The sequence below is a fragment of the Actinoplanes sp. CA-051413 genome, assembly GCF_050955795.1.
Classification (GTDB): Bacteria; Actinomycetota; Actinomycetes; order Mycobacteriales; family Micromonosporaceae; genus Actinoplanes.
Map to the genome: position 1 here is coordinate 9,882,992 of NZ_CP192100.1, position 12,649 is coordinate 9,895,640.

Consider the following 12,649-nt stretch of genomic DNA (forward strand, 5'->3'; position numbering starts at 1 on the left):
ACAGCGACGTCCTGGGCAACCAACGGCTTGTCGCGGCGTTCGACTTTTGTCACGTCGTTGCTGGACTACGGCGGCCACGACGCAACTGGCAAACCAATGACGCGGTGATGACGGCAGCTGACCGTTTGCGGGCAGACGTCGTGGCTGGGTCAGTGGGACGGGGCGGCCTGCGTCGTGGCGGGGTTGTCTGTGGCGGTTGCTGACTGCGGAGTTGCCGGGCGGCGGTCGGGGTGCTCCGGGGCTTCGGCGGTCTTCGCGTCGTACTGGGACGGGATTGTGGGGGCTGTGCTTGGTTCGGACTGCGTTGCTTGGCCGGCCCCGTCGTCGGCGTTGTGGGGGTCGAGGGTGGGGTTGCTCGTTGTCGGCGGGGCGGGGGTGCTTGCGGTTGTGGGCGCTGTGCCCGTACCGGATGCGTCGGTGGATGGGGCATCGGCGGGGTCGGCGGATGCCGGTGAGCTTGCGCTTGGGGTTTGTGGGGTCGGCGCTTCGCCGGGCTGCTGGGGTGCGGGAGGTGCGGCGGCGTTGTCGGCCGCGGGGGTGGCGCCGTTGGCGGAGGCGTTGGCTGACGAGTTGGCGCTTGTTTCGTCGGCTGGAGTCGGCGTGGTGGCCGGGCGGATCGCGTAGGAGGAGAGGTCTCGGGTTTCGGCGTTGACCGCGGTTAGGTCGCTGCGGCTGGCTGGCTCGGACGCGGTGCCTTCGGACGTCGAGTTTCTGGAGGCAGGTTCGGTGGGGGCCGGCGTCGAGTGAGTGGGCGTTGCTCCGTCGGGTTCCTGGGTGGCGGAGTTGGACGTTGTGGGCGCTGGATCTTCGGATGCGGGCTTTTGGGTTTCGGGGGTTGCGTTGTTCCACGTGAAACCGGCGGACGGGGAGTCCGTGTGGATGGGCGGCTGCCAGGTGTCGGGGGCCGGGGGCGTGTCCGGTGTGATTGTTGGTTCGTTGCCGAACGTGGACGGCGACAGCCAGTGGATGTGGGCAGGTTCGGCGATGGCGCGGCCGCCGAAGCCGGCGAGCCACTCCGCGACGAGCGCCAGGTTTTCGAGCCACTGCTCCTCCGGGATGACCGGCAGGATGTCGTCCCAGAGCGACAAGAACGTGCCGCGTAGCTGGAGCCGGCCGTAGGGCCGGGCCAGGAACCACATGTGCAGGTGCGCCGAGCCGTCGCCCCAGCGGTTCACGTGGACGCGGGCGACGCCGTCGAGGGAGCGGATCGCTCGTTCGAGGCGGACCGTCATCACGCCGAGTTCCGCGGCCAGGAGGTTCGGCAGGTCGCCGATGTCGAGGTGCGAGCGGCACTCGAGGATCAAGACCATGGGCAGGCCGGTGGGCCGGTCCATGCCGCGGACGCGCCATCGTTCACTAACCCAGATGTACGCGTCGTCGGGGGTGTTGCAAGCGACGCAGTCCTCGGCGTCCTCGCCACTTCGTGGGGGCTCGACATCGACCGGCTCGGCAAGGGTCTTGACCCGCATGTCGCCTTCGAACGGGAAGGAAGGCCAGCGTGTGAAGTCGGGAAGTGGCGGGGGGTTCTGGGGCACGAGGGTGACCCTAGCCCAGCTCACCGGGCACTGTCCCGGGTCAATTTCCGGCGGACCCGCCGATGCTCCCTCACCCGTTCAGACAGTCGTCAGAACGTCGACGCCGATCACCTTCGGTGGGCTCCGCGCTACGCCGGAAGTTATCCACAGAAGTTATCCACAGGCGGGCCGGTTTCACGTGAAACACGACGTAGAACGCGTTCACCCCCTGTGGATACAGCGGTGGAGAAGGTGTCATCCATCGGAGTTGTTTCACGTGAAACGGCCACGGGGAGGGTCGTCAACAGTCTCTGCGCACAGGTTGTGGATACTGCTGGGCGCCGATCGAGGTGGGCGGTTTCTGGCGGTGGCTTGGTGCTTGGTGGGGCTTGGTTGGGCGTCAGCTTGGACTGCCTCGTTGGCGTGGCCCTGGAGCGCTAGAAGCCGGTTTCACGTGAAACGGATCGGGTCGGATGGTCCGACTGAGTGTGGTTGAGTCGGGCTCTGGGCCGACCCCTTGCCGGTCCGCTTCGCGGTGGTGGGCGTCTGCTCGAGTTCGGTGAGGCGACGTTTGCGTGGGTCAGGATCTTGTGTCGGTTGGCGTGGACCGAGATGCACTCGCCCGAAGTCTGTTGGAGCTGGGAGCGTCGGCGAGATGGTTGGCTTCGTCAGCGGCTCGATTCCCGCAAGCGTGGCAGCTTCTGCGGTATGGCTCCTTGGCATGCTGGCCGTTGGCGGCGACATCGCCCGCCGCGCCATGTCTGCGCCGTCCCACTCAAGACCGGAAAGCGAGTGCGGGGCTGCTGATTTCGGCGCGGTGGAGGTGCGAGGTGACCGGCGAGTGCGGCACCTGCGAAAGCCCTACCGTCACCGGCGCTTGGGACTTCGCTTGATTGGCATGGTTCTGGCCGGCAGAGTCTCGCCAAGGTTTGGCGCTGGCGTAGCCGTCGAGGATAGGTCTTGGGCAAGAACACGTCTCGAGATTCCACGCTCTGTGCCGCCCACCATCTGGGGCCGGGGGTGTCTGCGTCAGGGCGAAGCGCCTGGGGATGCGAGGCAGATCCGTGGCGAGATGGCTAGCGTCGGCCCATCGGGGCCACGGACGGCGAGCTTGATCGGTAGTGCCAGCGACTTGCGAGGAACAGCGTCGCGGCACCACGAGCGTCGCGCCGGCGAGGGTTCGGGCGGCCAGGGCGTGAGCGGCCAGGGCTCCGCTGTCGGCATCGCAGCGGCCTCGGCTCAAGACTTCGCGGCCTTAAGGAAGACCTCCGCTATCCCGTTTCACGTGAAACGTCGTCTGGACGCCAAGGGCAAGTGGATGGTCGGATCGTATTCGGTGCGCTTCCGACCCGCCGCCCAGCGCGTGGCGAGCCCATCTTGCCCTGGCCCGCCCTGGGGCTGCCCCCGTTCTTCGGGCTGAGTCAGCCTGCCGATGCACTACGGATGGCCCCAGCCTTGCTTTGCCGCTGCGAGGGATTGTTGGCGGCCGTTCACTTCGGTATGGGTGTTGCTGCGTCATGGGCCGGCGTAGTACCCGCCCGAAGGTCATAGCAGTTGTGCGGAAGGCCCCGCCGTTTCACGTGAAACGGCTCCGGGCTCCGGGCTCCGGGCTCCGGGCTCCGGGCTCCGGGCTCCGGGCTCCGGGGATTGTGACACCGGCCCTGTTTCACGTGAAACAGGCGGCGGCGTGTCCCACGGAGAAAAGCACGGCTGACCGCCGAGCCCCTAAAACGGCGACCCGGCTCCATTGTCACGACGGCCAGTAGTTCGGCCGCTGAAGTTAGAACCGCGATACAGGGCTCACGCGCGACCTAGAGACTTGCCCAAGACGCACTCCTCTAACGAGCGCCGCAATCCGGAGCCGCCATCGTGGAGATCCCCCCAAGTGGCGACCGCGGCGTCACCACCGCCCCTGTTGAACCAACGTCAGGAGCCAGCCCAGCACCATGCCGACGCTTGGCTCAGCTCGCCTAGAACACCTGGCAACGGTGGCCCGAGAGGCGAAGGCCCGACACACGGTTTCACGGGAAACGTGGCACCGAGGCCCTCACAGCCCAAGTGCTCGCACGTCTGTCCGTGACACGAGCAGAGGCAAGCCGGGCCGTCACCAGACGGCAAGACGTCCATCAACTGAGGCACCAAGGCCTCCCCTCCTAGTACCGCTAACCACCAGGAGCCGCGGACGAGGCTCCTCCACGGAGTCCGAGCCGACGTCACCGCGCCGACCAATACCGCCCAGCCGTCTCGGAAATGCCACAGCTTCACGATGCCGCCCCCGACCAGCAGACAACCAGTCTTTGCCGGCCGCAATGATGCCGGATGGTCAGGCACGTACCTCCCGGCGGCTCTCGTGGATCCGGCGTGTCATTCAACAGCTCGCCCGCTGGCTTAATCCGCGAGGTCAATGCGAGCTCACTCTGATCTGGTCAGGACTGTTTGGCCGACCATCAGATGCACTTGGAGCGTATGCCGCCGGCCTGCGAGGTCGCCGGCGTCTGGTCGCCAAGCTTCAGTGCGCTCGAAGCGCCTCCGCCGTTTCACGTGAAACTAGCCTGGGATCAAGCCAGTCGAGCATCGGCGAGACACCTGCAGCAAACACCAACGGAGTGGGGCTCTGTGGATCGACCAGGAAGGGCCCTTGCGGTCTTCGGCCAACGGCACCGCCTTCGGTACTCGTTTCATCTCACCTAAGGGCCTCGGAGATCCCAACCGCGCCAGGAGGGATTGCGGGTACCAGAACTGAATCGCGGCAGCACGTCGGCTCCTTCCGCTTGAACTCGATTCACGGCCGGCGCCGTCCAGACGATGCGCGGCACCCAGGCATAGCGAGATGCTCCGTCATCCAGCAGACCCCCGTTGGAGACCGCGAGACGTAGGCTCCATTCCTCACAGCACTGACGACCAGAGCTGACAAGCCCGCTCAGGTTGTGCTACCTCGCGGTGTCTATCGGCAAGTTCCTGATTTTCGGCCATCCTCTGAGGCGCCCACTCAAGCACCTTAGGAGCACACCGTTGCGGGCAGAAGCTGTGTCTCACCACGGCTCCGACAATCCGCAAGGGCACGTCGTGGGTCACTGCCCCGTCAGGGCAGATCGAGAGGTCGTGGAGAGGGATGCAATGGACCGGAGCCGTCGCGCCGTCACCGAAGTCGGGCCGCCAGCTCACCGTCTTGCTCGATCGCCGGAACGCTGGAATCAGGCCACGAGGCTCAACCAGGTTCACCACAGAGCGACAACGCCAGCTGCAGGCTTGTAGAACCCGAGGCCCGCAAACAGAGGGGCGTGCGTCGACCATGCATGGTCAACCATCGCTACGCCTCGAAGCGAGTGGGCCGCACCCGACAGCACCCTCCTGATCAGCGATGCGGATGAACCCTCTGAAGCAAGCGCGGGCACGACGCTGTATCGCCGACCTTGTACAGGCCCGGGCGACAGCGATTCTTCGAACACGCGGGCTTGGCAAAATGGCCTTGGTCTAACCAAGGGGGCACTCGCATCGCGTGAGCTTCTGAGGGGCACAGCTGTAAAGGGAGCCGGCGTGAACAAGCCGCGTGGAGCTTGAGGCCAACTCCAGCCTTCCAAACATGAGGCGAAATCATGATCCGGCCGGGATGAAGCCCGGTCTCCCGGCCGGAGCCCCAAAACAGGGCGAATTGGGCGTCAGATTTCGCCCATCTCGAAGATCCACCCTCGCCAGAAACCTCAGGAGAATGGCTCTGACAGAACCAATTCGACCCTCAAAGACGGCCCCAAGGTCACCAAAAGTGACGGACCAGATCCACATAACCCAGGACATGAAGAAGGCACGTGATCCGCCAAAATCACGTGCCTTGCATTCCACAACCCATCACCGCCACCCAGCCGTGGCGGCTAACGATCAGTCAGACTCGGCGCCCTCTTCCTCCACGCCGATCATCCCCACGATCCGCTCCAGGTCGTCAACCGTCGCGAACTCGATCGTGATCTTGCCCTTGTTCCGGCCGATGTCGACCTTCACCCGAGTGTCGAACCGGTCCGACAGCCGGTCAGCCAGATCGTTCAGCGCCGGCGCGTGCACCTTCGCTCGCCGCGTCGGTGCCGACTTCTTCGCCGGCCCGTCCGCGATCGCCAACGACACCAGCTCCTCGGTCGCGCGAACCGAAAGCCCCTCCGCCACGATCCGGAGCGCCAACTGCTCCTGCGCGTCCGAGTCCTCGAGTCCGAGCAACGCCCGTGCATGTCCCGCGGACAGCACCCCAGCCGCGACCCGTCGCTGCACCGGCGCCGGCAGGTTCAACAGCCTTATGGTGTTCGATATCTGCGGCCGGCTCCGACCGATGCGCCGGGCAAGCTCCTCGTGCGTAGCGCCGAACTCCTCGAGCAGCTGTTGGTACGCAGCCGCCTCTTCGAGCGGGTTCAGGTTCGCCCGGTGGATGTTCTCCAGCAGAGCATCCCGCAGCATCGCATCATCGCGAGTGTCGCGGATGATCGCGGGGATCGTCTCCTTGCCGACGGCCTGGGCGGCACGCCAGCGCCGCTCACCCATGACGAGCTCATACCGGCCGCCGCCGACGTCCCGTACCACGATCGGCTGCAGGAAGCCGACCTCCTGGATGGAGGTCTTCAGCTCCTCGAGCGCTTCCTCATCGAAGACGTGCCGCGGCTGCTTCGCGTTCGGCTCGATCGCAGTGACCGGCAGCTCCGCGAAGCGGGCGCCGGGCACCGGAGCGAGACCACTGTTGTCCTCAGCGACCGGCGCAGGCGATGCCGGCGCGGTGAACTGCGGCGGCGCAGTCGCCTCAGCAACCGGCGGCGCCGAAGCCGGGGCCGAGGTCGGAGGCGGAGCCGGGACAGCAGCCGGGGGAGGAGGCGGCGGCTCCTCGGTCGTCGTCGTGCCACCGGCCGCCGGGGGAGCGGTGGGAATCAATGCGCCGAGGCCACGCCCCAGGCCGCCCCGTGGACGGTTCTTCATGCCGCGCCTCCCGTGTTGACCCCGCGCATCGCGATTTCCAGAGCTGCCTCGAAGTAGCTCGTGGCGCCCCGCGAACCCGGATCGTAGGTCATCACGGACTGGCCGTAGCTCGGAGCCTCCGACACGCGGACGTTGCGCGGAATCACGGCCTCGAGCACCTTCGAGCCGAAGTGGTTCCGCACGTCCTGCTCGACCGCGTCCGCCAGGCGGGTACGGCGGTCGTACATCGTCAGCAGGATGGTGGAGACGTCGAGCGTCGGATTGAGGTGCTGGCGCACCAGGTTGATGTTGTTGATGAGCTGGTTCAGGCCCTCCAGCGCGTAGTACTCGCACTGGATCGGGATGAGCACTTCCTGCGCCGCGCAGAGCGCGTTGACCGTCAGCAGGCCGAGCGACGGCGGGCAGTCGATGAAGACGTAGTCGAACTTCTCCGGGTGCCCGGCGATCGCACGCTGCAGCCGCGACTCGCGAGCCACCACGGACACGAGTTCGATCTCGGCGCCGGCCAGGTCGATCGTGGCCGGGACGCAGTACAGATTCGGGATGCCCTCGACCGACTGCGCCACCTCTGCGAGCGGCACGTTGTCGATCAGACAGTCGTAGACGTCGGGCACGCCGGCGTGGTGCGGGACGTTCAGTCCGGTGGAGGCGTTGCCCTGGGGGTCGAGGTCGACCACCAGCACGCGGTTGCCGTGCAGCGCCAGCGCGACCGCGAGGTTCACCGTCGTGGTCGTCTTGCCGACGCCACCCTTCTGGTTCGCGACGCAGAGCACCCGCGGATGGTCGGGGCGCGGCATGTGGATCTCGCCGCTCGGGTTGAGGATCTGCACAGCTCGCAACGCTTCCATGGCGAGGGGCGGATCGTCCTCATCCCGGTCCGGCGTTTCACGTGAAACATGCTCGTCTGCCGCCGCGCCGTCCGCGGACGGCTGCGTCGCCACGGCCGCCGGTGCGGCCGGGGCCGCAGAGACAGGAGCCGACGACGGTACGGTCGCAGAGCCCGAAACAGGCGCAGACGAAGGCCCCGACCGTGGCGCCGGAGCAGGGCGTCGAGGCTCCGACGCGCTGACCTCAGGCTCCGTCACCGGGGTGCCGTACACCTGCCCGCCGTTCCCTGCACGTGGTTGCGGCACGCCTTGCTCCCCACTGTCGAAGCTCACACTCAAGCTTCCGCTTCGATCCGAGCCGGCGTGTGGATCGGTTTCACGTGAAACACGGTCCCAGCCTGGGGCACCGTCCGGGCCCCTGCCATACTCATGCACCGTTTTGTCCCTGCCTGCTTGGATTGGGTCGGCACCGCGAGCGTGCGGTCCGGCAGGAAGCGGCGGGGCGTCTCGCGCTCCCACCGTCCGGTCCACACTATCGACGCGCGGCCAGCCTACGGCCGCCGGGCGAGCGTCGCCACGGTTGTCCGCCTGATGAGTTGATCCCAACAGCCCATCGGACGCCTCGAAGACCATGAATCCGGGCACCAACCGCATCTTCACCTTGTCGCCGGCGGGCCCCGCACCGTTCTCGTCCGGTCCGGACGCCTCTATTACACCGCGTTCGTCATCGGAGCGTGGTCCCCCAAGCGAGCGCACATAGTCCACCGACGGTCCTGGGTGGGGCTCATCCAGAGGGCTCCCACCAGGTTCCGAATCCCTCCCCGAACCGGGCGCCGAAGGGACACCGCCCGAAGAGGCACCGCCCGAAGAGGTACGAGCGCCGGATGAAGGAGCAGCGCCTGGATCAACGGAAGAGTTCGAAGCCGCCGAAGAGTAGCTAGGTAGGGAATTGCCTGCATCCGAGCCCACACGAGAGGGGGCCTCAGAAACGCCCGCTACCGAAGCCGGGTGAGCAACTCGGCGGCCGCCAGAAGAGCATCGTTCTCCTCCGGCGTGCCGATCGGACGCAACGTCCACGCCCGCCGAGCCGCCGGTTGAGCGAGTATCAGCCCCCGAGCCAAAGCCGGAGGCGCCAACCCCCGGGGCCGCTCCACGACCAGGGACAGAGCCCGCTGAGGCGACACCCCCCGCAGGCGAACCAGCACCCGCATCAATGCCGGCCGTCGAACCGGAACCATCGGTAGAGGAAGAACCAGCTACAGCCCGGCCCGTATCCGGGCCTCGCTGGGGTCGTGGGAGCTTTCCCGTTCGTTTCCGCACGCCCCGCCTGGCCATCTATCCCCTCCGCGATCTCCTTTTCCCGGAGCCGCGCCCACCGGCGGAGCGGCCCGGGTCGGCCGCCCTTCCGGACGGCCTCGGCCTTGGTGCCACGACGGCCCGCTCCCGCACGATCTCGACGACCGTGGTCGGCGGATCGATCAGTCCGGCTCCGCAGAGCCGGACGACCGGGTCGCCACCACCGAGCCGGGTGATCGCCTCGTGGTGTTCTGCCACCTCTTCCACAGCCGAAGCGCCCTTGAGCGCCAGGAGCCGGCCGCCGACGGCGGCGAGGGGCAGGCACCAACCGGCGAGCCGGTCCAGTGGCGCGACCGCGCGTGCGGTGACGATGTCGGCGGCGGCGGGGGGCCCACCGGCGACGTCCTCAGCGCGGCCCCGGACGACTGTGACGGTCGTGTCGAGGCCGAGTGCGGTCACCGCTTCGGACAGGAAAGCGGTTCGTCGTGCCAGTGGCTCGACCAGTGTGATCGTGAGATCTGGCCTAGCCACTGCCAGCACGATACCGGGCAAACCGGCACCAGACCCGACGTCGGTCACTGAAGCACCTAACGGGATCATCTCGGACATAACGGCACAGTTGATCAGGTGCCGTTCCCAGACCCGCGGGGCCTCGCGGGGTCCGATCAGACCCCGGACGACGCCGTCGGTGATCAGGAGTTCGGCATAGCGGGTAGCCAGGGGGAGCCGGTCACCGAAGGCGCGCTCGGCCGCAGCGGAGAAGGCCGGCGGAACGACAGGGGAGACAGCGGTGGGGGCAGACGACGACGGCCCGGGCACCACAGCGCCCGGGCCGTTGTCACCCGCGCCGGAGCGTGGGTCGGTCATGTCAGCTCAGTCAGCCGGACGGACCACGATGCGGCGGCTGGGCTCGACGCCCTCCGACTCGCTCTGCACGCCGGGAATCGCGTTGACCACGTCGTGCACGCATTTGCGCTCGAAGGCCGACATCGGCTCCAGGCGTACGGGATCGCCGTGCTCTTTGACCTTTTCGACCGCGTTGCGGGCGACCGCCGTCAGTTCCTTGCGCCGGGTCGCCCGGTAGCCGCCGATGTCCAGCAGCAGCCGGCTCGGCGAGCCGGTGGCCCGGAAGATCGCCAGGCGGGTCAGCTCCTGCAGCGCCTCGAGCGTCGCGCCGCGCTGGCCCACGAGCGGCTGCAGCCGGCCGCCGACGACCTCGACCATCGGGCGGCCCGCCGACACGAGCTCGTCGATGTCACCGTCGTAGTCGAGGATGTCGAGCAGGCCCTCTACATAGTCGGCGGCGATCTCGCTCTGCCGGAACAGGTCGGAGTCCGAGGTGACGGTCTCCGACTTCTTGGTCTCCTCGGTACCGGCGGACTCCGCGGCAGTGGCGGAAGCGGTCTCCTCGGTGGACTGCTCTGCGCTGGGAGTGCTGGTGTCGGTCACGGTCTCATCTCCGTACTCACTCGGGCCGGACCTGCTCGGTCCGCTGTTTCCCGCGCCGGTGCCGCCTGGGAACGATCAGGTCGGCGCCGGGCGCGGGGAGGTCTTTGTCGCCGCCCCGGCAGGGCCGCGCGCGGCCCGGGGCGTGGCCCGGGCCGCAGCTGCGTCATCCCTGTGGTTTGTTCGCGGGTCGCGCGCCCTTCTTGGGGTTCACCGGCTTGGCGCCGGGCTTCGGCGCGAGGGCCTTGGTGTCCACGACCGGGCTCGTCGGCTCCGGCTGGGCGGCCGGCTTGCGGCCGAACAGGCCACCGGTACGGCCGGTCTGCACCGGGTTCTGCGGGCCCTTGGCACCGGACTTGGCGCTGGTCGCACCGGCCGGACGGGTCGACGACGCGGCGGTCTTGCCGTTGGCCATCTGCGGCGGCGGGAACTTGCGGAGCACCCACTGCTGCTGGGCGAGGCTGAAGAGGTTGTTCGTGACCCAGTAGATGACCACGCCGATGGGGAACAGCGAACCGGAGACGAGCAGCGACAGCGGGATGCCGTACAGCATCAGGCGCTGGATCATCTTCTGCTGCGGGTCCTCGGCCCAGCCGGTCTTGAGGATCATCTGGCGGCTGGTGAGGTACGTCGTCGCCATCATGATGAGGACCAGGACGGCAGCGATGATCTTGACCACGGTGCCGTTGGTCGCACCGAGCCGGGTCAGGTCCTCGGCGGAGGAGCCGAACTGGGCCGGCAGCGGCGCGGTGAACAGCGCCGAGTGGGTGGCCTCACGGAACTGCTCGGCGGTCCAGCCGTACAGGGTGGGCTGGCCGTTGTCCGGGTTGAGCCGGCGCAGCACGTGGAACAGGCCCAGGAAGACGGGGATCTGCAGGAACATCGGGAGGCAGCCCATGAGCGGGTTGGCCTTCTCGACCTTGTACAGCTCCATCATTTCTTTCTGGAGCGTCTCCCGGTCGCCCTTGTGCTTCTCCTGCAGCTGCTTGACCTTGGGCTGCAACGCCTGCATGGCGCGCTGGGACTTGATCTGCTTGACGAAGACGGGGAACAGGATCACCCGCAGCGTCACGACCAGGAAGACGATCGACAGGATCCAGGACCAGTTCGTGCCCAGCACCCTGCCGTCGGAGACGCCGATCGCGTCCCAGAGGTCATGCCAGCGAAGAAGGATCCACGAGATCGCGATGTAGATCCAGTCGAGACTCAATTCATGCTCCAGTCACATCAGCAGGACGGTGACGGATCGGGTCAGGCACCGGATCGAACCCGCCAGGGTGGAAGGGGTGGCAGCGCAACAGCCGCCAGATCGCCAGGGCGGTCCCTCGGGAAGCGCCGTGCACCGCGATTGCCTCCTGGGCGTACGCGCTGCACGAGGGGTAGAACCGACAGCGGGCCGGCAGTGCCGGGCTCAAGTAACGACGGTACGCGACGATCCCCCACGTCAGCACCCGGGCGACCGGCCCGCGTGGCGTGCTCATCGCCGCCGCCGGGGTGACCGGGCCGCGGCCAGGGCGGCATCGAGGTCGGTGCCCAGCGTCTCGAAGGACGCCGACGCCGAGGCGGGCAGTGCGCGAACCACCAGCAGAGTGCCGTCCGGAAGGTCCGCGAGGCGCGGCCGGACCAGGTGCCGCAGCCGCCGGCGGACCTTGTTACGGGTCACCGCGTTGCCCACGGACTTGGACACGACAAAGCCGGCGCGCGCCGTGGAGGCTTGCGCCGGCTCATCGATAAGTAGGTGGACGACCACCGTGCTGCGCCCGGCCCTGCGCCCACCGCGAACCGCTGCGGCGAAGTCAGTGCTGCGCCTCAGTCGTTGCGCCGCGGCCAGCACGACTACCTGGACATCCGGCCGGACCAGCGTCGGCTCAGGCCGACAGCTTGTCGCGGCCCTTGGCGCGGCGGGTGGAGAGGATGGCGCGGCCGGCACGGGTACGCATGCGCAGCCGGAAACCGTGGGTCTTCGCACGACGGCGGTTGTTCGGCTGGTAAGTGCGCTTGCTCACGTCAAAACTCCGTCTTCGTAGGGCACCCACGAGAACGCAGGCGTCCAGGGGCATCAAAGCTGCAAGACGCCACTTTAGCAGAGCGCGGCGGAGCAACCGCCCGACCCTACGCAGCACCCCCTGGGTGGTCAACCATCGTCGGGTCGGCACGCCGACAGATCACTTCCCGGTACGGGGCTTCGTCACGCACGCTGGTCCGTCTGCGCACGGAGTGAATCTTTTCGTGCCAGGTCTGCCCCCGGGTGGGTACCGGCGGTTGATGCGGGTGCCGCCGCGCTGTTAGCGTGCCCGTTTGCTGGTCTGCAGCGCTGACGCGTCGAGTCGGCCAAAACCGGACGAGCCGGTTAATCGTTCGCCAGGTGAGCCTGTTTTCCCGCGCCAGCACAGGCTCCGGGGGAGTCCGCCGACCAACCGGCCGGGGAGCGACCGCCGACGAGTGCACAGGTTGTGGATAACCTGTGGACAGCCGGTGGCGCCGTACGTGTTCAGCACGTTGGATGTGCTGGGTTGGGGGTAGCCGGTCCGTGGCCCGTACGGGTGACGACTGGCAAGGGCGGCGGAAGCCGGACAAGGCCACCGGGAGACCGGTGGCGATGGGGGTGGCGCGGCG

The 12,649-nt window shown here is 67.7% G+C and carries 8 protein-coding genes and 1 pseudogene; all 9 read right to left on the minus strand.

Annotation, left to right across the window (positions count from 1 at the left end; all coding sequences use genetic code 11):
* Positions 1 to 964: 964 nt before the first annotated feature.
* Positions 965 to 1,310, minus strand: a pseudogene (locus ACQP2Y_RS46625) (hypothetical protein); the annotation flags it as partial.
* A gap of 4,080 nt (positions 1,311 to 5,390) precedes the next feature.
* Positions 5,391 to 6,464 carry a ParB/RepB/Spo0J family partition protein gene (locus ACQP2Y_RS46630; RefSeq protein WP_433723364.1) on the minus strand — a complete coding sequence of 358 codons (1,074 nt, stop codon included), beginning with the start codon at positions 6,462 to 6,464 and terminating at the stop codon, positions 5,391 to 5,393.
* Positions 6,461 to 7,726, minus strand: a complete 1,266-nt coding sequence (locus ACQP2Y_RS46635) for a ParA family protein (RefSeq protein WP_433732400.1) — start codon at positions 7,724 to 7,726, stop codon at positions 6,461 to 6,463. The genes ACQP2Y_RS46630 and ACQP2Y_RS46635 overlap by 4 nt, the downstream gene beginning before the upstream one ends.
* A gap of 900 nt (positions 7,727 to 8,626) precedes the next feature.
* Positions 8,627 to 9,454 carry a 16S rRNA (guanine(527)-N(7))-methyltransferase RsmG gene (rsmG, locus tag ACQP2Y_RS46640; RefSeq protein WP_433723366.1) on the minus strand — a complete coding sequence of 276 codons (828 nt, stop codon included), beginning with the start codon at positions 9,452 to 9,454 and terminating at the stop codon, positions 8,627 to 8,629.
* A gap of 6 nt (positions 9,455 to 9,460) precedes the next feature.
* Complete coding sequence (locus ACQP2Y_RS46645) at positions 9,461 to 10,036, minus strand: protein jag (RefSeq protein WP_360546674.1); 576 nt, start codon at positions 10,034 to 10,036, stop codon at positions 9,461 to 9,463.
* A gap of 163 nt (positions 10,037 to 10,199) precedes the next feature.
* Positions 10,200 to 11,243: a membrane protein insertase YidC gene (yidC, locus tag ACQP2Y_RS46650; RefSeq protein WP_433723368.1), complete on the minus strand. Its 1,044-nt coding sequence runs from the start codon at positions 11,241 to 11,243 to the stop codon at positions 10,200 to 10,202.
* A 1-nt stretch (position 11,244) separates the two neighbouring features.
* Positions 11,245 to 11,514 carry a membrane protein insertion efficiency factor YidD gene (gene yidD, locus ACQP2Y_RS46655; protein WP_360546678.1) on the minus strand — a complete coding sequence of 90 codons (270 nt, stop codon included), beginning with the start codon at positions 11,512 to 11,514 and terminating at the stop codon, positions 11,245 to 11,247.
* On the minus strand, positions 11,511 to 11,867 hold the full coding sequence (gene rnpA / locus ACQP2Y_RS46660) for a ribonuclease P protein component (RefSeq protein ID WP_360814991.1): 357 nt from the start codon (positions 11,865 to 11,867) through the stop codon (positions 11,511 to 11,513). Before rnpA ends, yidD begins: the two co-directional genes overlap by 4 nt.
* Before the next feature lie 34 nt (positions 11,868 to 11,901).
* Positions 11,902 to 12,039, minus strand: coding sequence for a 50S ribosomal protein L34 (gene rpmH / locus ACQP2Y_RS46665; protein ID WP_125812322.1), 138 nt, complete (start codon positions 12,037 to 12,039; stop codon positions 11,902 to 11,904).
* Positions 12,040 to 12,649 lie beyond the last annotated feature (610 nt).

Bases quoted from the DNA above. Each gene is read 5' to 3' on its own strand.
- yidD (WP_360546678.1), bottom strand. From the start codon at position 11,514: ATGAGCACGCCACGCGGGCCGGTCGCCCGGGTGCTGACGTGGGGGATC.
- rsmG (WP_433723366.1), bottom strand. From the start codon at position 9,454: ATGACCGACCCACGCTCCGGCGCGGGTGACAACGGCCCGGGCGCTGTG.
- ACQP2Y_RS46630 (WP_433723364.1), bottom strand. From the start codon at position 6,464: ATGAAGAACCGTCCACGGGGCGGCCTGGGGCGTGGCCTCGGCGCATTG.